The organism is Streptomyces sp. CB02056, assembly GCF_001905545.1.
Taxonomy (GTDB): Bacteria; Actinomycetota; Actinomycetes; order Streptomycetales; family Streptomycetaceae; genus Kitasatospora.
Map to the genome: position 1 here is coordinate 155,125 of NZ_LIPD01000009.1, position 23,388 is coordinate 178,512.

A 23,388-nucleotide genomic window follows, 5' to 3' on the forward strand; every position below is an offset into this window, starting at 1 on the left:
GGTGAGGACGGGACGGGCCGGGCGTTGGAGCCGGTCCGGGTGGGGCGGATGAGCGCTTTCGCGCAGCAGCGAGGCGTCCGGTGGGGGTGCGACCGGACGTCCTCGACGGGGCAGGAGTGCGTATAGTCGGAAATGTCGCACTCCCCAGCATTCTGCCGCCACAGCACGAGGTCAAGCCGGTGGACGACGCAGTAGACAGCGCACAGGGCGTACGAACGGATGCGAGCTCCGGCCGTCACGCCGTGGTCCGCAACGGCAACGGTCAGTATGCGATCTGGCCGGGCGACTTGACCGTCCCGGCCGGCTGGCAGCAGGTCCACGGGCCGGCCGGACGGGCCGACTGCCGGGACTGGGTGGAGCGCGAGTGGCGCCCGGCCGGGCTGGGCTTCCCCGACGGCGCCCCGGTACGGCGGGCGGCGGGCGGATCCGCGGACCCGACGGCCGGATCGGCGGACCCGTCGGCCGGATTCCCGCACACCGTCGCCGGATTCGCGGACACGGTGCACGGGCTGTTCCGCGCGCGGGCGGCGCACGACCCGGACGCGGTCGCCGTCATCGCCGCGGACGCCACGCTGAGCTACCGCGAACTCGACCTGCGCAGCGACCGGTTGGCCGCCGCGCTGCGGGCGCGCGGGACCGGCCCGGAGCAGGTGGTGCCGGTCTGCCTGGACCGCGGGGCGGGTCTGGTCACCGCCTGGCTGGCCGTGCTCAAGGCCGGCGGGGCCTTCCTGCCGCTGGACCCGGCCCACCCGCCGCGGCGGCTGGCCCGGCTGGTCGAGGACTGCGGGGCGCGGGTGGTGGTCGCGGACGGTGACGGGTTCCCGGAGGCGCCCGGGGTGTCTGTGTCCGGGGTGTCCGCGCCCGGGGTGTCCGTGCCCGGGGTGTCCGTGCTCGGGGTGTCCGCGCCCGGGCCGGAGGACGGCGGGGAGCCCCTGAACTCCGGGGCGTACTTCGCCGGGGACGACGGCGCCGTCCCCGACGACCTCGCCTACCTGATCTACACCTCCGGCACCACCGGCCGCCCCAAGGGCGTCCCCGTCACCCACCGCGCACTGCTGTTCACCCTCGACCGGATCGTCCACGCCTACCGGCTGCGCCCCGGCGAACGCGTCCTGCACCTGGCCGCGCTGGGCTCCGACACCGCGCTGGAGCAGGTGTTCGGCGCGCTGCTCGCGGGCGCGACGGTGGTGCTCGGCGGGGGCGGCGGCGCGGGCGGCACCTGGGCGCCCACCGAGCTGGCCGGCCGGCTGCCCGGGCTGGGCCTGGCCGTCGCCGACCTCACCCCCGCCTACTGGCACCACCTGCTCGACCTGCTCCCGCCCGGCGGGCCCGGCCCCCAGGGGCTGCGCCTGGTGGTGGTCGGCGGGGACGCCGTGCACGCCGCCGACAGCCGGCACTGCCTGGAGCGGCTGCCGGGCGCCCGGCTGCTCAACGCGTACGGGGTCACCGAGGCGGCCGTCACCTCGACGCTCTGCGAGGTCACGGCGGAGCTGCTCGACGGGGGCGGCGGAAGCTCCGCGGGGGCGGGCGGCACCCCGGCCGCGCCCGTGCCGATCGGACGGCCGCTGCCCGGGGTGCGGGTGCACGTGCTGGACGCCCGGCTGCGCCCCGTCCGGCCCGGGGAGAAGGGGCAGATCCACCTCGGCGGGCCCGGCCTGGCCCGGGGCTACTGGCGGCAGGCCGGGCTCACCGCCGAGTCCTTCCTGCCCGACCCGTACGCGCCGCTGCCCGGCGAGCGGATGTACCGCACCGGCGACGCCGGGCGCTGGCGGGCGGACGGGCAGCTGGAGATCCTCGGCCGCTTCGACGACCAGGTGAAGGTGCGCGGGCACCGGGTGGACCCGGCCGAGGTCGAGGCCGTCCTGGCCGCGCACCCCGACGTCCGGCAGGCCCGGGTCGCGGCCGACGGCGAGGCGGCCGACGGCAGCCGCACGCTCATCGCGTACTACACGCCCGCCTCCGGGACGGCCGTCGGGGCGCCGGGGCTCCGGGCGTTCCTGGCCGACCGGCTGCCGGAGTACCTGGTGCCGGCCGAGTTCGTGCCGCTGGAGGCGATGCCGCTCACGGCGGCGGGGAAGATCGACCGGCGGCGGCTGCCGCACGCGCCGGTGCGCTCCCCGGCGTCGGCTCCCGTTCCCCCGTCGACCCCTTCGCCGGCCCCCGCACCCGGCCCCGCCGGAGACGGGGCGCTGGAGGCGGCCGTCGGACAGCTGTGGGCGGAGCTGCTCGGCGTCGAACACATCGGCCCGGACGGCGACTTCTTCGCGCTCGGCGGCACCTCGCTGCTCGCGATGGAGATGCTGGCGCGGGCCCGGATCCTGCTCGGCATCGACGTCGGGCAGGTGCGCACGCTCACCCGGGCACTGCTGCGCGAGCCCGTCCTGCGCGCCTTCGCGGCGGCGCTGTCGGCGGCGCGCGGGGACACCCCCGCCGGGGCCGTACGGGACGCCGCGGTCGACTGGTTCGCGGAGGCCCGGCTCACCGAGGACCTCCGGCAGTCCTGGAGCCCGGCGCCCTCCCGCGCCGAACCCGCCGAGATCCTGCTCACCGGCGCCACCGGCTTCTGCGGCGCCCACCTGCTGCACGCGCTGCTCGCGACCACCCGGGCGCGCATCCACTGCCTGGTCCGCGCGCCCGACGAGGAACACGCGCTGGAACGGCTGCGGGCGGCCCGGCAGCGCTTCCTGCGGCAGGACCTCGCCGACCGGCGGGTGGTGCCGCTGGTCGGCGACCTCACCCGGCCGAAGCTCGGCCTGACGGACCGTCGGTTCGACTGGTTGGCCGGGCACCTGGACGCGATCCACCACCTCGGCGGACAGGTCAACTTCCTCTACCCGTACCACCAGTTGCGTGGCGCCAACGTCGGCGGCACCCGGGAGGTCGTCCGGCTCGCCGGGCACAGCCGGGGCATCCCCGTGCACTACCTCTCCACCCTCGCCGTGCTGGCCGGCTTCGGCGCGGCCGGCGTCCCGAAGGTCACCGAGCGCACCCCGCTCGCCCACCCCGAACGGCTCGGCGTCGGCTACGTCGAGAGCAAGTGGGTCGCCGAACAGCTGCTGCACAACGCGGCCGCCGCCGGGCTGCCCGTCACCGTGCTGCGCACCAACGACGTCACCGGGGACCTCGCGTCCGGGGCGATGAACACCGGCACCGAACTGTGCGCGCTGATCGCCTACTTGGCCGACAGTGGGACCTATCCGGACGTGCGGCTGCTGCTCGACTTCGTCCCCGCCGACCGCTTCGCCCGGGCCATCGCGCACATCGCCGCCCACGCACCCGCCGCCGGCGAGGTCTACCACCTCACCTCCCCGCGCCCGGGCACCCTCGCCGACCTCGCCGAGCGGCTCCGGGCGCGCGGCCACCGGATCGCCCCGCTGCCGTACGGGGACTGGGTGCGGCGGCTGGTCCGGTTCGCCGCCGGGAACCCGACGCACCCGATCGCGCCGTTCGTCCCGCTGTTCGTGGACCGCGCGCCGGGGTCGGAGCTGTCGGTCAGCGAGATGTACTTCCGGCCGACGTTCCCGCTGTTCGAGCGGGCGAACGCGGACGCGGCGCTGGCCGGGAGCGGGATCGAACTGCCGCCGGTGGAGGCGGAGTTGATCGACCACTACCTGGCGGGGCTGGAGCGGGAGGGCTTCCTGCGGGCGGTGTCTCCGTGAGCCCCTCCGAGGCGCTCGGCGCGTTCGAAGCGCTGGACGTGCTGGACGTGCGGCACGGGCCCGGCGACGGCCCGGTGGCCTTCGGCGGGTCGCTCGGCGCGCTCAGCCCCGGCGGGCTGCTGGCGGCGTACCGGCGCGGGCTGTTCCCGCTGCCGGCGGCGGACGTCTACGCGAGCGCGTACAACGAGGCGGTGTACGGGGACGCCGTCGAGGCGGGCGAGGTGGCGCTGCTGCCCGGCGGGGCGGACCCGTACGCGCTCGCCTGGTGGTCGCCCGACCCCCGGCCGGTGATCGCGCCCGACGGCGTCCGGCTCGGGAGCCGGCTGGCGCGGCGGCTGCGCAACCGGTCCACGTGGTGGACGAGCGCGGACCGGGCCTTCGGGCGGGTGCTGGCGGCGTGCGCCGAGGGCCGTCAACCGGCTTGGCTCACCGAGGAGTTGGCGGCGTTGCTGGTGCGGCTGCACGAGCTGGGGGCGGCGCACAGCGGGGAGGTGTGGGAGGGGGAGGAGCTGATCGGCGGGGTGTTCGGGATCGCGGTCGGGCCGGTGCTGAGCCTGGACTCGATGTTCCACCGCCGCCCGGACGCCGCCCGGGTCGCCGTCGCCGACCTCGGGGCGCGGTTCGGTGCGGCGGGCGGGCGGCTGCTCGACGCCCAGTGGGACGGGCCGCACGTGCGGAGCCTCGGGGCCGAGCCGATGGCGCGCTCGCGGTACCTCGCGGAGCTGTCGGGCGGGAGTGGGGATTCCGCTGTGGTCCCGGACGGGGCGCCGCTGCCGGCGGCGCGGCTGGGAGAATCGGCATGCCTCCGCTGACCTGCGGTTAAACCTGATCGGGCTGGCTTTTTTGGCCTGTCTTCGACAAACTTATTCCTCGTCAGTAACATGACGCCGCGTGTTCAAAAGTTCCATAGGCAGGGCCTCCGGCCCCGCCGTCCTCACCCTCACCCTCACCCTCATCCTCGCCGGGGCCACCGCGTGCGGGCCGACCGACCCCGGCACCACCCAGGCCGGTGCCGAACCGGCCGCCGCCACCGTCGCCGACCCGGCCGCGACCGCCGCCGGGGGCAGCCCGGCCGCCGCCGCCCGGCCCGCCGGTGCCACCCCGCACGCCAGAGCGGCCAGTCCCGCCGCCGGCCGTCCGACCCCGGGCAAAGCGCCCGTCACCGCCGCGCCCGCCGGCGACCAGCAGGCCGCGATCGGCAGCCCCGGCAAGGACGGTGGCGCGGTCACGGCGGCGACGAAGAACCTCCAGCTGACGGCGTACGACCCGGCGGGCGGGACGGCGGTGCTGTCGGCGACGGGGCCGGGCGCCACGGCCCCGACCTCGCCAAGTACCGCTCCCGGCACCGCTCCTGGCGCTTCTCCCAGCGCCGTGCCGAGCGCGGCCGCCGCCGCCGTCCAGCCCGGGCAGCTGATCGCCAGCCCGCCCACCGCCGCCGCACCGCAGGGCGCACTGGTCGCCGTCACCGGCGTCCGCCCCGGCGCGGGCAACACACTCGCCCTGACCACCCGCCCGGCCACCCTGGCCGAACTCCTCGGCGGCACCGAGGCCGACGGCAACGTCCCCGTCGACCCGCACGGCATCACGGTGACCCCGCTGGTCAAGGACCTCAAGGCCACCGCCGGCCTGACCGGCAACGGCGTCCAGGCCGACGCCTCCGGCACCCTGGAGGTGAACCTCAAGGCCCCCGTCCCGCTGCCCGACGGTGCCAGCCTCGACGCCTCCGGCTCGCTCCAGCTCCACCCGGCCGTCCACTTCGCCTACCACGGCGCCGCGGCCGGCAGTCCGCGCACCGCCTCGATCGGCTTCGACCTCGGTGCCCACGCGCAGTGGAAGGTCACCGGCGACGCCGCTCGCAGCACCGGCGCCGCGCCCATCCGGGTGCCCTTCGCCAAGCTGCAGGCCAGCCCGGTGCTGACGGTCGCCGGCCTGCCGGTGGTCGTCAACCTCGGCCTCACCTGCTACCTGGAGGTCAGCGCCGACGGCCAGGTTCACCTGGAGGCGGAGCAGGACGCCACCGGCACCTGGGCGGTCCGCGCCGACTACACCGGCGGCAAGGGCTGGACTCCGGTCACCAACGCCGAGACCAAGGTCACCCCGGTGCACGTGCGGCTCAACGGCAAGGCGGGCGTGCGGGCCGCGCTCGGCGCCGAGATCAGCCTCGGCCTGTACGACACCGTCGGCGTGGAGGCCACCGTCGCCCCCTACCTGCGCGCCCAGGCCGAGGGCTCGCTGGTCGCCGACTCCTCCGGCAACCCGCCTCAGGTGCAGGGCAGTTGGTCGCTGGTCGGCGGCGTCGACCTGAACGGCTCGCTGCTCGCCCACCTGAAGGTCTTCGGCACCCCGATCATCGAGGGCAAGCTGCCGCTGCCGCCCTTCCACCGGGAGTGGCCGCTGCTCGGGGGATCGGCGACGCTGCCCGCGCCGCAGCACAGCTGATCCGACGTCACTTCGTGGGCCCCTCCGCCGGGTTGTCCGGTCGAGGGGCCCTCGTCGTGGGTAGGCTCGGGTCGAAGCTCGGGCTTGAGTTCGAACCGGTCGGAGGGGGTGCGGGGGCGGGATGCGGAACAGACAGGTGGCCTACGGCGTTTCGGTCGCCCTGGTGTGGGCGGTGTCGCTGACGCTGTACGCCGCCACCGGGATCGGCTGGTGGGCGGCCGTACCGGCGGGGCCGGCCGTGCTGGTGCTGCTGGCGGTCCTGTGGCCGCGGCGGCGGGGGAGCGGGGCCGGGCGGGGAGGGGATGTCGCCGCGTGGGACGCACCCCGCTCCGCGGCCGGGCCGGCGCCCGGCCGGGCGGCCCCGCTGCCGGAGAGTTCGGTGGTCTGGGAGATGGGGGACCCGGCCGGCCCGCCGGTCGTCAAGGGCCCGGTCGCCGGAAGCGCCGTCCTCCCGGATCGGATCGACTCCACCGAGCGGGACGACGACCTGGTGATCGTCGGGAGCGGTGCCGCCTCCCGGTACCGTCCCCTGCACGAGTACGCCCAGGACCCGCTGACCCCGGCGGCCGCCGAGACCGTCGCCACGGGCCTGGAGCGGCTGTTCCTCCGCCTCGGCCCGCCGCCGGGCGCCGCCCACGGCCCCGACCAGTCCGCCCCCGCACCCCGAGGTGACGACCGGTGACCACCCCCGAGGAAGGCCGCCTCCGCCGCCCGACGGCCCTGGAGATCGCCACCCAGTGGGCCCAACTCCCGCCCGAGCACCTGCGGGTGGCCCTGGAACACCTCGAACTGGAACTCCAGCGAGAGCACGCCAGGGAGACGGCAAGGGAGCGCCACCGGGCGTCCCTCGAAACGGTCCGCCTCAAGGAGGAGCACGCGACCGAGCGCGCCCGGATCGCGGCCCGGGAACGCCGCGACCAGCGCGCCCACCAGCTCTACGTCGGCGGCCTGGTGGCCGGCTTTATGCTCGCCGCCGGGATGCTCGTCGGCTCAGTGCTCGTCGGCCTCGACGGCCGCCAGTGGCTGGCCGGCCTGCTCGCCGGGCCCAGCCTGATCGCCCTGCCGGTGGTCTTCGTCCTGCGCCGCAGCGACCGCCCCGCCGCCCGCCCGCGCCCCCTCCCGCCGCCCTCGCTGCCGGACCAACTCCCGGGCGACCAACCGGCGTAGCCGGGGGCGGGTGCCCGCGTCGGGTTGGTCCTGCGGCGTCCGCCGTGGTGGAGGCGTGTCGTGGATTCCGGAGCGCCCCGCGGCCGTGGAACCGGGCGGCTGGCGGCGCCCCGGAGCGGTGCGTCAGGTGCCGCTGGTCGGGGTGTCGTCCTTCTTGACGCCCAGGAGGATCTGGTCGAGCACCGAGACGTCCGGGGCGGCCGGGTCCTCGTCCACGCCGCCGTCGAAGACCACGTAGCCGCCGCCCTTGGCGGGGAGGGCGGCCAGCAGGACGAAGCCCTGGGTGCCGTCGGTGTTGGTGATGTGCCAGCGGGTCGCGTACCCGGCCACGCCGGCCACGGTGATGGTGCCCGAGCCGTAGTCGGTCTGCGAGGCCATCCCGCTGAAGATCTGCTTGGCGACCGTCGGCATGGCGGCGTCGGCGGCGGCCTTGGGGGTGTCGCCCTGGACGGTGTTCTTCTCCACCGAGAACCGGCCGCGGATGCAGGCCTTGCCGTTCGCGCAGGTGTAGCGGCCGCTGCCGAGGTAGACCGACCACTGCGGGGTGTCGGTCGCGGAGACCTCCCAGCCCTCGAACAGCGGCAGGGTGATCGAGTGCTGCTTGTCCGCGACGGTGCTCCGGAGGGCCGGCGCGGGCTTGGGCGTGGACGGTTTCGGGGCGGGGGTGGGGCTGGTCGTCGGGCCGGTGCTGCTGGTGACGGGGATGGTGGGGTCGGTGGTCGGGTCCGCCGCCGGGTCGCCGCCGCGGCTGAGCGCGATCCCGGCGACGCTGCCGCCGATCGCCAGGACGCCGACCGCGATGCTGATGAGCACGCCGGGCTTGACCCGCTTGGGAGTCGGGGCCGGGGGCGGGTAGCCGGGGCCGGGCTGTCCGTAGCCCGCGCCGGGGTAGGCCTGCTGGGACGGGTGAACCGGGTAGGCCGGGTACGCCTGCTGCGCCGGGTACGCCTCCTGGCCCGGGTAGCCGTAGGCGCCCTGGGCCGGCCGGACGTCGCCGGTCCAGGCGTTGCCGTCCCACCAGCGCTCGTGGCCCGGGGCGCCGTCCGGGCCGGGGACCGGGTACCACCCGGGAGGCGTCTCGTTGCTCACGGCCGTACGCTACCCGGCGGTGTGCCGCCCGGGCCGGGGAGGGGTGCCGCGCCCACCGGCACCCCGGCGGGCGGTGGCCGCGAGGGTCACGGCCGTGGTCGCGGCGAGGGCCGCCCAGGCGGCGGTGAAGCCGTGGGTGGTGTCGCGGAGCAGCCCGAGGGCGGGCGGGACCACGACGACGGCCACCTGGTTGACCGCCATGACCAGGCCGAGGGCGAAACCGGTCCGGCCGGGCGGCGCCGACTCCGCCAGGTGGGCCACCCAGGGGCCGTACCAGCCGATCCCGAAGAAGCCGAGCCAGGTGAACAGGACGGCGGCCGCGGTGGGGGACCGGCCCGCCGGCGTCGTCAGGACCACCAACCCGGCCACCACCGCGGCCAGGCAGACCAGGACGGGCCGGTACCGCCCGGCGCGGCTCCGGTCGCTCCAGGCCGCCAGTGCGATCCGGCCGACCGCCCCCGCGACCTGGACCGCCACCAGGACGGCGGCGCCGGCGCCGGGGCCGAGGGCTGTCACGTCGTGGAGGTACAGGGCGCCGAGCACGCCGATGCCGCTGTGCACCGAGACCAGGGCCAGGCCGGAGAACAGGATCCTGGCCATGGCCGGTTCGCGGAGGATCCGCAGCCGGGCGCGGACGGAGGCCGTCGGTGCCACGGGGCCCGGGGCAAGGCCGCGAGCCGGGGCGGGAGCGGGGCGTACCGGCGGGGCGGTCGGCGGGCGCCGGTAGAGGGCCGTGAAGAGCCCGGCGCCCAGGAGCGCGACCAGCCCGCCGACCACCAGTGCCGCCCGCCACCCGTACGCCACGGCCACCAGCGGCAGCACGGCGGCGGCGAGCGCCCCGCCCAGCGGCAGTCCGGCCTGGCGGACGCCCATGGCCAGCCCCCGCTGGGCCGGGTCGAACCAGGAGGCCACCGACTTGCTGCCGCCGGGCTGCACGGTGCTGTACCCGGCGCTGACGGCCAGCAGGACGGCCAGCAGGGAGGCGTACCCCTGCGCCAGGCTGCCGAGGAGCAGGGCCGCGGCGACCACGGCGGCGCCGAGGCCGACGACCCAGCGCTCGTTGTACCGGTCCAGCAGCTCGCCGGCCACCAACAGGCCGACCAGCGGCACCAGTTGGGAGGCCGACAGGAGCAGGCCGAGTTGGCTGGTGCTGAGGGACAGCGCGTGCTGCAGGGGGACGGCCATCGCCCCGATGCCCTGGACGAAGAAGCCGGAGGCGGCCTGGGTGACGGTGGCGACGGCCAGGACCACCCAGCGGTACCGGATCGGGCGGGCGGTGTCCCCGGGAGCCGCCGGTGCGGAAGTCGTCGGTGCGGAAGTCGAGGATGTGGAAGTCGGGGATGTGGAAGTCGCCGGTGCGGAAGGCTTTCCGGTGTCGGTGTGCTGACGCATGCCCAGCAGCCTGCTGTCATGGTCTTATGTACCTCAACCCTTACGGCGAGAGCGCCGTGCACCTGGCCGCGGCCCTGGCCAACCGGCGCCCCGGGACCGCCGAGGAACTGGCGGACCGCTGCCGCGCGGCCGGGCTGGTGGTCGACGGACCGGTCCGGCCGGCGGACCTGGCGCGCATCCTGGCCCTGCTGGATACCTGGGAGTCGGTGGTCGACGCGACTGACGACCGCGAACGGGCCGAGCGGCTCAACCGGATGCTCGCCGCCGACGCCGCCCACCCCCGGCTGACCGACCACACGGGCGGCTGGCACCTCCACTACCGCGACGACCACCAGTCGTTCGGCGCCGTGCTGTCCACCCTGATCGCCGTCGGCACCGCCTTCCATCTGGTGGGCCGCGGCATGCACCGGCTCGGCCGGTGCGCCGTCGCCGAGTGCGCCACCGTCTTCGCCGACACCACCCGGACCGGCCGCAAGCGCTACTGCACCCAGCGCTGCGCCAACCGCGACGCCGTCCGCCGGCACCGCCGCGCGGCGCGGCCGGCGAACGGGCCGGCCCGCGCGTGACCGTCCCGGCCTCGGGAGCAGGAAGTCGGCCGGGCCGACTTCCCACTCCGGCCGCCCCGAAGGCCGTCCCGGGGGCCGTGTCGGTGCCGAGGGCTACGGTGTCGATCATGACCGACTACGACTGGATCCACCGGGGCCCCATCGACTGGCTGGAAGGACAGGGCTACGGAGAGGACGAGACCGTCCTGGTGTACTTCCGGGGAACCACCCGGGCCGCCGTGGCCGACGGGCTGACCGCGCGGCACCGTCCGCCCTTCGCCCGGGGCGAGGAGCCGGCGCCCGGCGAGTGGGGCGTGATCGTGCACCCCATGCTCAACCCGTCCCGCAACGACTACGACGACATCGACTACCGCGGGCTCTGCCCCGAGGGCGCCGAACTGGTGGTGTTCGTGCCCAACCCCTGCATCGTCAAGGCCCACGGCCCCAAGGCGTACCACTACCGGGACGGCCGGATCTCCTCGTGCGTCGACTACGAGGGCGCCGAGCACGTCGGGGAGCGCTGGCCCAACGCGCTGGCCCCCCTGGTCACGGCGGCCGGGCTGGGCATCGGGGGCGAGTTCGCCGAGAGCCCGGACCACGAGCAGCGGCTCACCGCGCTGATCTGCGAGCACCTGGGCCTGCCGGCCCTGGACCGGGCCGCCATGACGGTGGACCGCGAGCTGATGGACGACTACCAGTAGGGGCCCGGCTCGTGGGGGCGTTTCCGGGCGGGACCGGTGGTGGATCGTGTACGGCACCGGCTGGATAGCATCGTCTTATGATCTCCACCAGCGCCCGCACCACGGTCTTCGACATCGACGGCACGCTCTGCTTCGACGGGCGGACGATCGACAGCCGGATCCTCGCCGCCCTCGACGCCTGCGAGCGGGCGGGCCACCAGCTGGTCTTCGCCTCCGCCCGGCCGGTCCGCGACCTCCTGCCCGTCCTCGACGGTGCCTTCCCGACCGCCACGCTGGTCGGCGGGAACGGCAGCCTGGTCTCCGTCGACGGACAGGTGCGGGCGCGGGCCGCGTTCGAAGCCGGTGAACTCGGGCGGCTGCTGACCGAGGTCGAGCGCTTCCGGGCCGGCTACCTCGCCGACGGCCCGTGGGACTACGCCTACACCGGACCGGCCGACCACCCGATCCGCGGCCGGGTGGACCAGGGCGGCCTCGCCCGCCGGGTCGAGCTCGCCGAACTCCCCGCCGTCGTCAAGTTCCTGGTCGTCGACGCGACCGACCTGGCGGCCCTCGCCGAGGCCGGCCGCGCGCTCGGGATGACCGTCAACCACCACCTCGACGAGGCGATCATCGACTTCGCCCCGGGCACCACCAACAAGTGGGAGGCGCTGACCTCGCTGGGGATCGACGCCTACAACGCCTTCGGCAACGACATCAACGACCTCGACCTGCTGCGCAACGCGCGGCACTCCGTCCGGGTCGGCGGTCACCCGGGCCTGGACGGCGTCGCCCGCGTCACCGTCGCCGCCGAACCGGAGGCCGTCGCCGCCGAGATCTCCCGCCTGGCCGAGGCACCCGTCCGGTAGCGGTCGGACGCCGCTTGCCACGCGGGCACGGCGAGCTGCCGGGTGCTTCCCGTGGTCGCCGCCGCCGTGCCCCATCAGGACCCGACGCCCGGTCAAGGCGTGGGAACATCAGGGGAGATGACCGCCGTCCGGCCCCGGGGGAGACCATGACCGCGCCAGTCGATCCGGTGCCGAGCCACCGGGCGATCGAGAACCTGATCGCGCGCTACGCCGAACTCGTGGACGACGGCGACTTCGCGGGCCTCGGCGCCCTGCTCGCCGACGCCGTCTTCGTCGGCAGCGGCGCGCCGGTGCGCGGCGGCGAGGCGATCGAGGCGATGTTCCGGGAGACGGTGATCATCCACGCCGACGGGACACCGCGGACCCAGCACGTCACCACCAACGTGGCGGTCGAGGTCGACGAGCCGGCGGGGACGGCGGTCGCCCGCTCCTACGTCACCGTGCTGCAGGCACTGCCCGGGCTTCCGCTGCAGGCGATCGCCGGGGGCCGGTACCACGACCGCTTCGCGCGCGGGGAGGACGGGCGGTGGCGGTTCGCCGAGCGGCGGGTGCGGATCACCCTGGTCGGCGACGTGAGCCGCCACCTGCGGCGGTAGGGTGCCGCCGACCGGGACGACGAGGGGCGGGGCAGTGGTGCGGGAACGGTTGGCGGGTGCGGCGCGGGCCGCGCTGGGCGGCGGGCGGCGGCTGGAAGCGGTCGAGCGGCTGGCGGGCGGCAGTAAGAAGGGCGTCTACCGCCTGCGGATGGACGACGGGACGACGGCGATCGCCTACCGCTGGGACCGGACCGAGAACTACTGGCCGGCGTCCGAGGGCGACGACGACCTCGCCGACCCGTTCTCGCCCGGCCTCGGACTCGACCTGTTCGAGGCCGCGCACGCGCGGCTGGACGCGCTCGGCGTCCGGGTCCCGGCGCTCCGGTTCGTCGAGCGCGCCACGGACCGGGACGGCGGGGGTGCCCCGGGCACGGCCGCTCCCGCGGCCGACGACCCGGCCGACGACCCGGCCGACCGCACGGCCGACCTCGCGATCGTCGAGGACGTCCCCGGCGAGAGCCTGGAGAAGCTGCTCGCCCGCGACCCGCACGCCGCCGCCCCGGTCCTGGCCCGGCTCGGCGAGGCACTGGGCGCCATGCGCGGCCACCGGGCGCCCCGCTACGGGAAGGTGGCGGTGGTCGACGGCGGAGGAGCGTCGCACGGGCCGTCCTGCGAGGGCGTCGTGCTGGACCGCGCGCTGCGCGACCTCGCCGAGGCGGCCGCGCGCGACCCCCGGATCGCGGAAGCCCGGGACCGGTGCGCGGACCGGCTGCGGGCCCTGGCGGCGGCGGTGCGCCCGCGCGCCGAGTACCCGGTGGTGCACGGCGAACTCGGGCCCGACCACGTGCTGGTGGACGCGGACGACCGCCCGGTGCTGATCGACATCGAGGGCACGATGTACTTCGACGTCGAGTGGGAGCACGTCTTCCTGCGGATCCGCCTGCCCCGGGCCGACTACCGGCCGCTGGCGGCGGACGGCCTCGACGAGGACCGGCTCGCCCTCTACGCACTGGCCCAGCGCCTCTCGCTGACGGCGGGACCGCTGCGCCTGCTCGACGGGCCCTTCCCGGCCCGCGAGGCGATGGCCGCCATCGCCGAGCACAACCTGCGCCAGGCCCTGCGCCTGCTCGGCGACTGAGGCCGGGTGGGGCGGACGAACCCGTGGACGGCAGACCCCCGGACCGCCCTCGCCGAGGCGGGCCTGGTTCTCGTGGGCGGATGGACCGAACCCGAGGGCCTCGTCCCGCCGTTCCTCACCGGCCAGGCGCCGGGATGCCCGCCCGCGGGTGCTGCGGCGGTTCACCGCGTGGGTGGCGCAGGGCGCGCTGGACGACCCGGACGAGCCGCCGCTGGGCCCGGTGGCGCGTCGCTGGCTGGACGGCCTCCCGGGGCGGACCTGATCGCGGGCCGGCCCACGATCAGGTCCGCCCCGGACGGTCAGCCGGTGAGCTGGGCCTGGAAGACGGCGCTGTTGAAGTACGCCCGGGCCTCGCGGATGAGGCCGGTGTCGTCCAGCTCGTAGACGTTGATGCCGGACCAGTTGACCGGTTTGCCGTCCAGGGCCACGGCCGCGCCCCGCCAGGAGACGGCGACGTGGCTGCCGACGGTGTGCGCCTCCAGCGGCGTCAGCCCGAGGAAGGGGCGGAAGCCGGGCAGGACGGAGGAGATGAAGGCGTGGATCGCGGGGCGGCCGGTGATCGGCGGCGCGCCGACCGGGTCGTGGAAGACGCCGTCCTCGGCGAAGGACTCGGCCCAGGCGTCGGCGTCGCCCTCCTGGGAGGCGCGGAAGAACTGGAGGACGGCGGGCGGCATGGCCGGGAACGTCATGGGAACTCCTTCGGGATGTGGTGACACGGTGACGTGGTGGTTTGGTGGAAGCGGTTGGAAGCGGCTCAGCGACCGGCCCCGGCCCTGACCCCGGTCCGCAGGGCGGCCAGGGCGGCGGCCGCGGTGAGCGCGACGAGGCCGCACACCCCCGGCCAGCCGAGCTGGGCGTGGAGGCGGATGCCGAGCCAGGAGCCGGCGCTGCCGCCGAGGAACGAGCAGGTCATGTAGGCGGTGTTCAGCCGGCTGCGGGCCTCCGGGCGCAGTGCGAAGATCCGGGCCTGGTTGGCGACCTGGCCGCACTGCACGGCCAGGTCCAGCAGCAGGAGGCCGGCGGCCAGTGCGACGAGGCCCGTCGTGCCGCCGGTGCCGCCCGCGGCGAGCACCGCGGCCGCGGCGAGGGTGGCGCCGGTGCACCAGGCGTTGACCCGGTCCGGGCCGTGCCGGTCGACCCGGCGGCCGGCGGCCGGGGCGCAGAACATGCTCGCCGCCCCGATCAGGGCCAGCAGGCCGAGGGCCTGGGCGCCGAGCCGGTAGGGCGGGCCGGTGAGCAGCAGGGCGAGCGCGGTCCAGGTGGCGCTGAAGCCGCCGAAGAGCGCGGCCTGGCCGAGTGCGGAGCGGCGCAGGGCGGGTTCGGTGCGCAGTAGCCGGACGGTGTCGGCGAGCAGGGCCGGGTACCGGTCGCGGACGGCGGGCGGGGCGGCGGGCAGGGCCAGGCCGAGGGCGAGTGCGAGCAGTGCGGTGAGGGCGGCGGCGGCCAGGTAGGGGGCGCGCCAGCCGAGCTGTTCGCCGAGGACGCCGCCGAAGGTGCGGGCCAGCAGGATGCCGCCGATCAGGCCGCCCTGGAGGGTGCCGATCACGGCGCCGCGCCGGTCGGGTGCGACCAGGCCGGCGGCCAGCGGGATGAGCAGCTGGGGGACCACCGTGGCGAGGCCGACGACCGCGCCGGCCGCGACCAGCGGGCCGGCGGCTGGGGCGAGCCCGGCGGCCAGCAGCGCGCAGGCCGTGACGACCAGGAGCACGGTGATCAGCGGGCGGCGGGGGAGCCGGTCGCCGAGCGGGACCAGCAGGAAGATCCCTGCGGCGTAGCCGAGTTGGGTGACCGTGGCGAGGTTCGCCGCGGTGCCCGGTGCGATGCCGAGGCCGTCGGCGACGAGCGGGGTGAGGGCCTGCGGGAAGTAGACGTTGGCCACGCTGACGCCGCAGGCCAGCGCCATCACCAGGGGCAGCCGCCGGCCCGTGGCGGCGGGCCGGGGCGTGGGTTCCGGTGGCGTGGGTTCCGGTGGCGGCGTCGCGGGCGGTGTGGGCCCGGGTGGCGCGGGGGCCGCGGGTGGCTCGGGCTCGGGCAGGACAGCCGGATCGATCCGGGGCATCGTGACTCCAACCGAACGAACTAGATGGTTCGAATGCTCGCCGTGAGCGTGCCAGACCGCCGCGGGATCGTCAAACGAACCGGTTCGTTACCATCGGCCCATGGCGTACGACTCGACGGCAACCAAAGAGCGGATCCTCACGGCGGCGGCCACCGAATTCGCCGCGTACGGCGTGGCCGGCGCCCGCGTGGACCGCATCGCCGCCCAGGCCCAGGCCAACAAGCGGGCGATCTACGACTACTTCGGCGACAAGAACAGGCTCTTCGCCGCCGTCCTGGAGCGCCTCATGGCCGACCTCGCCCAGGCCGTCCCGCCCGGCGACGAGGACCTGGCGGCGTACGCCGAGCGGCTCTTCGACTACCACCGCGACCACCCGGAGGCCCTGCGGCTGCTGCTCTGGGAGGCCCTCGAACTCGGCGACGAGCCCGTTCCGGGGGAAGCGGACCGGACCCGCCACTACCAGGACAAGATCCGGGCGGCGCGGCCGGCGGGCAGCGGCGACGACGGCGACAGCGGCGGTGATGGCGACGAGGCCCGCGCGCGGCTGTTCCTCACGCTCGGCATGGTCGGCTGGAGCCTCGCCATGCCCCAGCTCCGCCGCATGATCCTCGGCCCCGACCACACCCTCGACGGGCTGCGCGCCGAGATCGCCGGCGCCGTCCGGGCGCTGCCGACCGCCGGAGGCGGGCTCCCCGAGCAGTCGTGACCCCCGCCATGCGGTCGTCCCGTCCTTTGCGGAAGAGCGTGGAAGGACGCGGAAAGTCGGCGGGTCCGACTTTCCACTCCCGGCGGACCGCGGGCGAATGCCGCGCCGGGCATTGTCCTCGGTTCGGGGGATTTGCGGCGGGATTTCTGACATGGACAGGGCGGTGGGGGAATTCATGGCCCGGAAGGGTGCCGTAACCGATGTGCGCCCTCGGAAGGGAGAACAGTCATGCGTCGTCGGATTGCCGCGGTCGGGATGCTGGCCGCCGCCGGAGTGCTCGCACTCGCCGTGCCCGCACAGGCGGCTACGGGGGTTCTGGTGGTGAACGGTGTGACGCACCAGAATCCGGCGCGGGGGTGCTACCCGACCGTGTCGCCGGTGGTCGTCGAGAACCTCACGAACGTGACGGTCGACGTGTATTCCGCGCCGAACTGTCAGGGGACGGTGACGCGGGAGGTGGCAGCCGGGATGACCGCGGCGACGGTCGGGTTCAGCTACTTCGTCAACTGAGGCACTTCGTCAACTGAGGCCGGCCCGCCGGCCGCGCGACGGAAAGGGGCCGGGGCGGTGCTCCGTACGGAACACCGCCCCGGCCGTCCCGTGGCACAGGAAGGCCCCGGTTCGTACAAAGGCGCCGCGGAACGATCCCCGGAAGGCACCCCAGGAGGTCCGATGCAGATCCCCGGTCCCGAGCCGAGAGCGGACGGCGGGGTGGGCGCCATCGCGCGGGCGGGCGGGTTGCACGACTACCAGCTGTGGCTGCACGCCGAGTACGGGCCCGTCGTGCGGTTCCAACTGCCGGGGGCCGAAACCGCGGTGTCGATCGCCGACCCGGTGCTGCTGGAGGCCGTGGCCCACCTCGACGAGCGCCCGCCGGGGCTGTTCTCGTTCCTGGACCCGCTGTTCGAGGCGGGCAACCTCCAGGTGCTCCCGGCCGGGGAGCACGGCCCGTGGCGCCGGCTGCTGCTCACCGTCCTCGCCGGACGGCCCTCGCACGAACGGCACTTCGCCCGCTTCACCGCCCTGGCGACCGGGCTCGCCGACCGCTGGGCCGCCCTGCCCGCCGGTCAGGCCGTCGAGCTCCAGCGGGAACTCACCGGGCTCTCCCTCCGGATGATCTGCGGCTACGCCCTGGACGGCGGGACGGAGGACCCGGACGGGGGGATCGAGGACCCGGAGGGTGTGGTCGAGGCCTTCGAGGCGGTGCTCACCGACCAGTTGGAGCGCCTCTACCGGGTGCCGTCCGAGCAGCCCCCGGAGCAGCGCGCCGAACGGGCCGCCCGGGCGCTCGCCCGACTGCGGGCGACGGTCGACCGGGTGATCGCCGCGCACCACCGGGGCCACCCCGGCGGCCGGAGCGGTGGGGACGGCAGCGGCGGGGACGGCAGCGGTAGGGACCGCAGTGACCTGATCGGCGCCCTCGTCGAGGCCGGGGAGAGCCCCGCGCGGATTCGCGACACCGTCCTCGCGGTGATGCTGGCCGCCCACCACACCACGGGCGTCGCCGTCTCCTGGACCCTGCACCTGCTCGCCGCCCACCCGGCGGCGGCCGCGCGCGTCGCCGAGGAGCTCGACCGCGTCCTCGGCGACCGCCCGGTGCCCGACCACGCCGACCTGCGCCGGCTGCCGTACCTGGGGATGGTCCTGCGCGAGTCCCTGCGCCGGTACCCGCCCGGCCCGTACGGCGCCCGGCTGACCACCGGGCCGCTGGCCGTCGGCGGGTACGTCGTCCCCGCCGGGGCGGTGGTCTTCCTCCCGATCCGGGCCGTCCACCTGAACCCCGCGTACTGGCCCGAGCCGGAGCGGTTCCGGCCCGAGCGGTTCACCCCCGAGGAGTCGGCGGGGCGGCCCCGGCTGGCCTGGATCCCGTTCGGACTGGGGCCGCGCGCCTGCGAGGGGGAGGGCCTGGCCGTGGTGGAGGCCCAGGTGCTGCTGGCCGTGCTGCTCAAGCGGCTGCGCTTCCGGCCGGAGCCGGGCCACCGGGTGGTCCCGGTCGAGCGGTTCGTGCTCTGGGCCGCCGACGACATCCGCATGCTGGTCGAGCCGCGGGCCGCGGCGGGCGAGCCCGCCCGCTGAACAGGCCCGTCGAACAGGTCGGCCGAACCGGTCTGGCGGGAAACCCTATCGCGATATATCGTGAGTTCCTGTCCGCGCCGCTGACCCCAACGCGCGAAGACCATCGCCGAGTTCAGGACGGGAAGTATGCCGGGAGAGATCGTGCCCGCCGCAGGGCAGCAGGCCGCCCGCGGCCAGGAGTCCGCGATGCGGGCCTCCCACGCCGACCGGGACCGGGTGGCCGAGCTGCTGCGCATCGCGGCGGGCGACGGCCGGTTGACCTCGGAGGAGCTGGACGAGCGCCTGGAGGCCGCCCTGTCCGCGCGGACGATCGGCGACCTGGCCGGACTCACCACCGACCTGCCGCCCGTCTCGCTCGCCCCCGGCGGGGTGGTGGCGGAGGTCAAGGACGTCCTGACGATCGACCAGCGGTGGAGCCGGGTCAGGCGGGAGGGGCGCTGGGTGGTGCCGCGACGCCTGGAGCTCTTCGTGGAGTGGTGCGACGTGACGCTCGACTTCACCGAGGCGGTGATCACGCAGGACACCCTGCAGATCGACCTGGACATGGAGGGCAAGACCCTGACCCTGATCACCGGGCCGGGCATCGTGGTCGACGCCGACGGCCTGGCCCTGGAGTTCAGCCGGATCAGGAACCGCCGGGCGCCGGACCACGGTGCGCCGGTCACGCTGCGGATCGAACTGGTCGGCAGGAAGCGCCACGGCCGCGTGGTCGTGCGCCGGCCCCGGCGGACGGCCGGACAGTGGCTGCTCAGGAAGCCCCTGGCCCTGCCACCCGGTGACTGACGGTCCGTCATGGCGGCGGAGGCGGTTTCGTGTCGTACGCCGCAACCGTCGAGCTCCGGCCCCGACCTCCCCTACCCTTCCTCCATGCTCTCTGTGGTGGTCGCCCCCTGGGCGGGAAAAGCGGAGCCGGTGTTCGTCCACAATCCGGACGAACTTCACGACGCCGCCAGCACGATGAAGGTCGCGGTGCTCGCCGCGCTCTGCCGCGGCGGGGCGAACCTCGACGCCGAGGTGCCGGTGGTGAACCGCTTCGAGTCCGTCGTGGGCGGCGAGTTCGGCAACGACCCGGACTGGGACAGCGATCCGCTGCCCTGGGAACTGGTCGGCACCCACGTGCCGCTCCGGCTGCTCGCCGAGCGGATGATCACCCACTCCTCCAACCTGGCCACCAACATCTGCCTGGCCCGCACCACCCAGCAGGCCGTCACCGAGGTGTGGCGCCGCGCCGGTGCCACCCACAGCTCCACCCCGCGCGGGATCGAGGACTACGCGGCGCGCGCCCAGGGCGTGCACAACCGGGTGACGGCCCGCGACCTGGTCCGGCTGCTGCGCTCGCTCGCCGGGGAGCCCGAACTCCTCGCCCTCCTCGAGTGCAACGAGTTCCGGGTGGACCTGGCCGCCGGCCTCCCCTCCAACACCCGGATCGCCTTCAAGAACGGCTGGGTCCCCGGTGCCCGGCTCGGCGTCGGCCTCGTCCAGCCGGCCGACTGCCCGCCCTACCTGATCGCCGTCTGCTACACCGGCCCGCTCGCCGACGGCACGGACCGCACCGACCCGGCGGCCCGCCTGCTCGCCCGCGTCTCCAAGGCGGTGTGGGACCGCCGGGACCAGATCAGCCGCCCGGCGCCGGTGGCCCGCCCGGTGCCCTCGGCCGGTCCTGCGCCGCTCCGCTCGGCGGGTTGATCCGTACCGGCCCCGCGTGGCCGGTGCGTTCGCCGCGCTCCCCGTCGGGCTTCGGACCGCCCCCGTTCTGGTGTTCGGCGCCAAACCGTAACCGATCGTGCGCGCATGATGATCGGTCGGTTGCGGTATCCGATTGAGGCGTCCTGCTCAAGCGGTCGGGGGTGGGCTGAAGTGTCGTCCCGTCTACGCATACTCGCCCGGTGGGTCACGGCGACCGCCGTCGCCGCGGCCTACGTCGCGCTGCACCTGCTGGTCAACGTCGGCACGGGGGTGGATGTCGAGGCCAGCAGGGCCGGTGCGCTCTGGTGCGGGGCGATCGCCCTGGCACTGCTCGGGCCCGCCCTGTGGCTGCGGCACCGGCGCCGGTCCGGGGTCGCCGAACTCGTCGGGCTCGTCGACCGCTTCGGCGCGCGACAGCCGCGGTGGCGGTGGGCCGTCCGGATCGCCAACGGCGCCGGGTACCTGCTGTTCGGGGGCGGCACCGTTGCCGTCGCCGCCTCGGAGCGGGGCGAGGGCATGGGCCTGACGGTGTCGCTCGGGGTGCTGGTCGGCGGCGTGGCGGCCGGGGCGGCGGGACTGCTGGTCCTGCGCCGCACCCGCCCGCTCGCCGCCCGCGGGGCGGCCCAGGCCCTGTTGCGGGACGGGCGCAGGCCGGTGCTCTACCTGCGCAGCTTCGACGACGATATGACCGCCGCCCGGGTGGACGACGCCGCGGAGATCAACCTCCACAGCCGGGAGGAGCAGTTCGCCGCCGCGCTGGGCGCCGTCGGACCGGTGATCGCGGTGGGGCGGCCGGGGGAACCCCTGCCCCTCCTGGGCGCGGCCCGGTTCTACCTGCCGCTCGACGACTGGCAGGGCACCGTGCGGCAGCTGATGGACCTGTCCCAGCTGATCGTCCTGCGCCTGGGGAAGGGCGAGGGGCTGCGCTGGGAGATCGGCGAGGCGCGGGCCACCCAGCCGCCGGGGAAGCTCGTCCTGCTGGCCCCGCGCGGACTGTCCGAGCTGGCCGACCAGTTGAACGAGGGCCTGCCCACCCCGGTGCTGCCGAGGGAGGCGGTCACGGGTGAGCACTGGATCGGCGCCGTGATCGCCTTCGACGGCCACTGGACGCCCCGGGTGTTCCCGGTGGTGGAACGCAAGGGGCCGTGGGCGTGGATGGAGCGGGTGGGCCTCACCACGCCGCAGACGCCCACGGTGCACCTGGCCCACGCCATCCGGACGGCCCTGGCGGCCACCGGGTGGCGGCCCCGGCGGACGATGACCTGGCGAGCCCAACTCGCGACGAGGAAGGCGGACTTGACGGGCGTGGGGTTGGCCGTCGCGCTGACCCTGCCGGGCTGGCTCGGCTACCGGGTGCTGCAGCTGGCCGGTCTGTGGTGAATCGGTGACCCGACAGGAAGAGGGGGAAGCATGGACAGGTCGAAGCAGCACAGGGCCGTGGTCGGATGGGGTGCCGCGGCGTCGCTGCTGATCCTCGCGATGGTGGCGGGGGACATACTGCTCGCCGCGGCCGACTGGCGCGTCTACCTGGTCGTCCAGGACGCCCTCGCGGGCAGGGCGACGGAGGCGGAGTTCACGGCGGCCGCCGACTTCTGGGACTCCGTCAGGGGGCCGCGGTGGTTCCTGTTGCTCGTCCCGGTCTACGCGGTGTTCGCCGTGTGGATGTGGCGGGCCCGGCTCAACGCCGAGGCGCTGGGCGGCCCGGGCAGCCAGCGCCGGGCGCGGGCCTGGGTGCTCGCGGGCTGGATCACCCCGGTGGCGAACCTCTGGGTGCCGTACCAGGTCGTCTCGGACGTCTGGAAGGCGAGTGCGCCCGGGCGGTCGGCTCCCCGGGCGCGGCTCGCCGTGTGGTGGGGAGCGCTGCTGGTCGGAACCTACGTGGGCAACGGGTACGTGAACCTGCTCAAGGACGAGTTCGACACGGTCGACGACCTGCGCCGGCTCGTGACCCTGTCCACCACCAGCGCGGTGCTCGACGTGGTCGCCGGAGCGATCATCGTCCACACCATCCACCGCGTCAGTACCTGGCAGACCCAGCGGCGCGCCGAAGCGCGCCGCTGAATCCGCCGTCGGACGGAACCGCGGCCGTCAGTACGGCTGCACGAGGACGTGCGCCGCGCCGGGGATGCCGACCTTGAGCAGCTCGTCCTCCTCCGGCGTGGTCGCGGTGCCCGTCTCCTGCTTGAGGACGGCCCGGGACAGGGCCTGGACCCACATGGCGCGCGGGCGGCGGCGGGCCTCCCAGGCGGTGAGGGCGGCCGGGACGGTGTCCTCCGCGTCCAGGCTCTGGGCGAGCACGAGCGCGTCCTCGACGGCCATCGCGGCGCCCTGGGCGAGGTGCGGGGTGGAGGCGTGGGCGGCGTCGCCGGCCAGGACGATCCGGCCGACGTGCCAGGGCTCCTCGACGGTGACCTGGGAGATCCGCGAGTAGACCACGGCGGCCGGGTCGGTGATCTGCGCCAGCGCCTCGGCGATCGGGCCGCCGAAGCCGGCCAGCCGCTCGCGCAGCTGCTCGTGGGCGCGCTCCGGGTCGGGGCGGAAGTCCTCGGCTTCGGCGAAGACCGAGCCCAGGTACATCTGCTCCGCGCTGATCGGGGTGAGCAGCGCCTTCGCGTTCAGGTTGCCGGAGGACATCACCACGCCCCGCACCTCGGGCGAACGCGGGACGGTCACACGCCAGTTGGCGAAGCCGGTGTACTCGGGGGCGTACTTCTCGCCGTACAGGTGGCGGCGCAGCGGCGAGCCGATGCCGTCGAAGCCGACGACCAGGTCGTAGCGGCCGACCTGCCCGTCGGTGAGGGCGGCCTCGATGCCGTGGGCGTCCTCGCGCAGGGTGCCGATGGTGGTGCCGAAGCGGAGGGTGGCGCCCGCCTTGACAGCGGCGTCGGCGAGGACGCGGGCCAGCGCGGGGCGCGGGATGCCGTTGTTGGAGGGGGCGTCGCCCATCCGGGGCTGCGGGATCTTCGCGAGGGTGGCGCCGGCCGGGTCGCAGATGGTCAGCACCTCCCACTCGAAGCCGGCGGCGAGGCAGTCGTCCAGGACGCCGATCTCGCGCATCACGTGCAGGGCGTTGGACGGCTGGATGATGCCGACGCCGAGGGCCTCCAACTGCTCGCGCAGCTCGGCGACGTCGACCTGGTGGCCGCGCTCGGCGAGGGCGGTCGCGAGGGTGAGGCCGCCGATGCCGCCGCCGTTGACGAGGACGCGCAGGGGTCTGTTCATGAGGGGGGCTCCGAAAGGAAGTTCACAGGAGGTGCGGGGGTGCGGGGGCGGTGCGGGGCCCGGCCGGAGCCGGTCCGGCCGAGCGGGCACGGCGGTCGAGGGGAAGGGTCGGCCGGGATGTCGGTCCG

The 23,388-nt window shown here is 75.4% G+C and carries 22 protein-coding genes; 17 read left to right on the top strand and 5 right to left on the bottom strand.

Annotated features, from left to right (window positions below; genetic code table 11):
* Window positions 1-179 precede the first annotated feature (179 nt).
* From AMK13_RS24770 to AMK13_RS24790, 5 genes are all read left to right on the top strand, one after another.
* The gene (locus AMK13_RS24770; RefSeq protein ID WP_158077744.1) at window positions 180-3,659 is read left to right on the top strand and encodes an amino acid adenylation domain-containing protein; all 3,480 of its coding nucleotides are present in this window, start codon (window positions 180-182) and stop codon (window positions 3,657-3,659) included.
* Entirely contained in the window at window positions 3,656-4,471 is an 816-nt protein-coding gene (locus AMK13_RS24775; RefSeq protein WP_074004137.1) for a leucyl/phenylalanyl-tRNA--protein transferase, read from the top strand. The genes AMK13_RS24770 and AMK13_RS24775 overlap by 4 nt, the downstream gene beginning before the upstream one ends.
* Before the next feature lie 79 nt (window positions 4,472-4,550).
* Entirely contained in the window at window positions 4,551-6,098 is a 1,548-nt protein-coding gene (locus tag AMK13_RS43685; RefSeq protein ID WP_079272414.1) for a hypothetical protein, read from the top strand.
* 121 nt (window positions 6,099-6,219) lie between these two features.
* Window positions 6,220-6,780 carry a hypothetical protein gene (locus tag AMK13_RS24785; protein ID WP_143204626.1) on the top strand — a complete coding sequence of 187 codons (561 nt, stop codon included), beginning with the start codon at window positions 6,220-6,222 and terminating at the stop codon, window positions 6,778-6,780.
* Window positions 6,777-7,265 (top strand): hypothetical protein, encoded by a 489-nt coding sequence (locus tag AMK13_RS24790; RefSeq protein WP_074004139.1) that lies wholly within the window; start codon window positions 6,777-6,779, stop codon window positions 7,263-7,265. The genes AMK13_RS24785 and AMK13_RS24790 overlap by 4 nt, the downstream gene beginning before the upstream one ends.
* Window positions 7,266-7,388: 123 nt before the next feature.
* Here AMK13_RS24790 and AMK13_RS24795 read toward each other — a convergent pair whose 3' ends face one another.
* Window positions 7,389-8,354, bottom strand: a complete 966-nt coding sequence (locus AMK13_RS24795; RefSeq protein WP_074004140.1) for a DUF2510 domain-containing protein — start codon at window positions 8,352-8,354, stop codon at window positions 7,389-7,391.
* Between the two features lie 9 nt (window positions 8,355-8,363).
* A complete protein-coding gene (locus tag AMK13_RS24800; protein ID WP_241853022.1) occupies window positions 8,364-9,605 on the bottom strand; it encodes an MFS transporter in 1,242 nt (413 codons plus the stop codon).
* A 167-nt stretch (window positions 9,606-9,772) separates the two neighbouring features.
* On the opposite strand from AMK13_RS24800, the gene AMK13_RS24805 reads away from it, so the two are divergent.
* The 5 genes from AMK13_RS24805 (at window position 9,773) to AMK13_RS24825 (ending at window position 13,511) form a co-directional block, all read left to right on the top strand.
* Window positions 9,773-10,312: a CGNR zinc finger domain-containing protein gene (locus tag AMK13_RS24805; RefSeq protein ID WP_074004141.1), complete on the top strand. Its 540-nt coding sequence runs from the start codon at window positions 9,773-9,775 to the stop codon at window positions 10,310-10,312.
* Between the two features lie 107 nt (window positions 10,313-10,419).
* Window positions 10,420-10,992, top strand: a complete 573-nt coding sequence (locus AMK13_RS24810) for a hypothetical protein (RefSeq protein ID WP_241853023.1) — start codon at window positions 10,420-10,422, stop codon at window positions 10,990-10,992.
* A gap of 77 nt (window positions 10,993-11,069) precedes the next feature.
* On the top strand, window positions 11,070-11,837 hold the full coding sequence (locus AMK13_RS24815) for an HAD family hydrolase (protein ID WP_074004142.1): 768 nt from the start codon (window positions 11,070-11,072) through the stop codon (window positions 11,835-11,837).
* 146 nt (window positions 11,838-11,983) lie between these two features.
* The gene (locus tag AMK13_RS24820) at window positions 11,984-12,433 is read left to right on the top strand and encodes a nuclear transport factor 2 family protein (protein WP_074004143.1); all 450 of its coding nucleotides are present in this window, start codon (window positions 11,984-11,986) and stop codon (window positions 12,431-12,433) included.
* 34 nt (window positions 12,434-12,467) lie between these two features.
* Window positions 12,468-13,511: a phosphotransferase gene (locus tag AMK13_RS24825; protein ID WP_074004144.1), complete on the top strand. Its 1,044-nt coding sequence runs from the start codon at window positions 12,468-12,470 to the stop codon at window positions 13,509-13,511.
* 299 nt (window positions 13,512-13,810) lie between these two features.
* Here the strand turns inward: AMK13_RS24825 and AMK13_RS24830 are convergent, their stop codons facing one another.
* Window positions 13,811-14,200, bottom strand: coding sequence for a nuclear transport factor 2 family protein (locus AMK13_RS24830; protein ID WP_074004145.1), 390 nt, complete (start codon window positions 14,198-14,200; stop codon window positions 13,811-13,813).
* 65 nt (window positions 14,201-14,265) lie between these two features.
* Window positions 14,266-15,414: an MFS transporter gene (locus tag AMK13_RS24835; RefSeq protein ID WP_198959439.1), complete on the bottom strand. Its 1,149-nt coding sequence runs from the start codon at window positions 15,412-15,414 to the stop codon at window positions 14,266-14,268.
* 256 nt (window positions 15,415-15,670) lie between these two features.
* Between AMK13_RS24835 and AMK13_RS24840 the strand changes: the two genes are divergently transcribed.
* From AMK13_RS24840 to AMK13_RS24870, 7 genes are all read left to right on the top strand, one after another.
* Window positions 15,671-16,276: a TetR/AcrR family transcriptional regulator gene (locus tag AMK13_RS24840; protein WP_074004146.1), complete on the top strand. Its 606-nt coding sequence runs from the start codon at window positions 15,671-15,673 to the stop codon at window positions 16,274-16,276.
* A gap of 228 nt (window positions 16,277-16,504) precedes the next feature.
* Window positions 16,505-16,786, top strand: a complete 282-nt coding sequence (locus AMK13_RS24845) for a hypothetical protein (protein ID WP_049654447.1) — start codon at window positions 16,505-16,507, stop codon at window positions 16,784-16,786.
* Window positions 16,787-16,948: 162 nt separating this feature from the next.
* Window positions 16,949-18,352: a cytochrome P450 gene (locus tag AMK13_RS24850; protein ID WP_074004147.1), complete on the top strand. Its 1,404-nt coding sequence runs from the start codon at window positions 16,949-16,951 to the stop codon at window positions 18,350-18,352.
* 126 nt (window positions 18,353-18,478) lie between these two features.
* Entirely contained in the window at window positions 18,479-19,135 is a 657-nt protein-coding gene (locus AMK13_RS24855; RefSeq protein WP_074004148.1) for a DUF1707 SHOCT-like domain-containing protein, read from the top strand.
* Between the two features lie 84 nt (window positions 19,136-19,219).
* Entirely contained in the window at window positions 19,220-20,038 is an 819-nt protein-coding gene (locus AMK13_RS24860) for a serine hydrolase (RefSeq protein ID WP_049654454.1), read from the top strand.
* A gap of 171 nt (window positions 20,039-20,209) precedes the next feature.
* Entirely contained in the window at window positions 20,210-21,418 is a 1,209-nt protein-coding gene (locus AMK13_RS24865) for a hypothetical protein (protein ID WP_074004149.1), read from the top strand.
* A gap of 30 nt (window positions 21,419-21,448) precedes the next feature.
* Window positions 21,449-22,099, top strand: coding sequence for a DUF4328 domain-containing protein (locus AMK13_RS24870; RefSeq protein WP_074004150.1), 651 nt, complete (start codon window positions 21,449-21,451; stop codon window positions 22,097-22,099).
* Window positions 22,100-22,126: 27 nt separating this feature from the next.
* On the opposite strand, the gene AMK13_RS24875 is transcribed toward AMK13_RS24870, so the two are convergent.
* On the bottom strand, window positions 22,127-23,260 hold the full coding sequence (locus AMK13_RS24875; protein WP_074004151.1) for an FAD-dependent monooxygenase: 1,134 nt from the start codon (window positions 23,258-23,260) through the stop codon (window positions 22,127-22,129).
* Window positions 23,261-23,388: the final 128 nt, after the last annotated feature.

Bases quoted from the DNA above. Each gene is read 5' to 3' on its own strand.
- AMK13_RS24785 (WP_143204626.1), top strand. From the start codon at position 6,220: ATGCGGAACAGACAGGTGGCCTACGGCGTTTCGGTCGCCCTGGTGTGG.
- AMK13_RS24805 (WP_074004141.1), top strand. From the start codon at position 9,773: ATGTACCTCAACCCTTACGGCGAGAGCGCCGTGCACCTGGCCGCGGCC.
- AMK13_RS24810 (WP_241853023.1), top strand. From the start codon at position 10,420: ATGACCGACTACGACTGGATCCACCGGGGCCCCATCGACTGGCTGGAA.
- AMK13_RS24815 (WP_074004142.1), top strand. From the start codon at position 11,070: ATGATCTCCACCAGCGCCCGCACCACGGTCTTCGACATCGACGGCACG.
- AMK13_RS24820 (WP_074004143.1), top strand. From the start codon at position 11,984: ATGACCGCGCCAGTCGATCCGGTGCCGAGCCACCGGGCGATCGAGAAC.
- AMK13_RS24830 (WP_074004145.1), bottom strand. From the start codon at position 14,200: ATGACGTTCCCGGCCATGCCGCCCGCCGTCCTCCAGTTCTTCCGCGCC.
- AMK13_RS24835 (WP_198959439.1), bottom strand. From the start codon at position 15,414: ATGGCGCTGGCCTGCGGCGTCAGCGTGGCCAACGTCTACTTCCCGCAG.
- AMK13_RS24840 (WP_074004146.1), top strand. From the start codon at position 15,671: ATGGCGTACGACTCGACGGCAACCAAAGAGCGGATCCTCACGGCGGCG.
- AMK13_RS24845 (WP_049654447.1), top strand. From the start codon at position 16,505: ATGCGTCGTCGGATTGCCGCGGTCGGGATGCTGGCCGCCGCCGGAGTG.
- AMK13_RS24850 (WP_074004147.1), top strand. From the start codon at position 16,949: ATGCAGATCCCCGGTCCCGAGCCGAGAGCGGACGGCGGGGTGGGCGCC.
- AMK13_RS24855 (WP_074004148.1), top strand. From the start codon at position 18,479: ATGCCGGGAGAGATCGTGCCCGCCGCAGGGCAGCAGGCCGCCCGCGGC.
- AMK13_RS24860 (WP_049654454.1), top strand. From the start codon at position 19,220: ATGCTCTCTGTGGTGGTCGCCCCCTGGGCGGGAAAAGCGGAGCCGGTG.
- AMK13_RS24870 (WP_074004150.1), top strand. From the start codon at position 21,449: ATGGACAGGTCGAAGCAGCACAGGGCCGTGGTCGGATGGGGTGCCGCG.
- AMK13_RS24875 (WP_074004151.1), bottom strand. From the start codon at position 23,260: ATGAACAGACCCCTGCGCGTCCTCGTCAACGGCGGCGGCATCGGCGGC.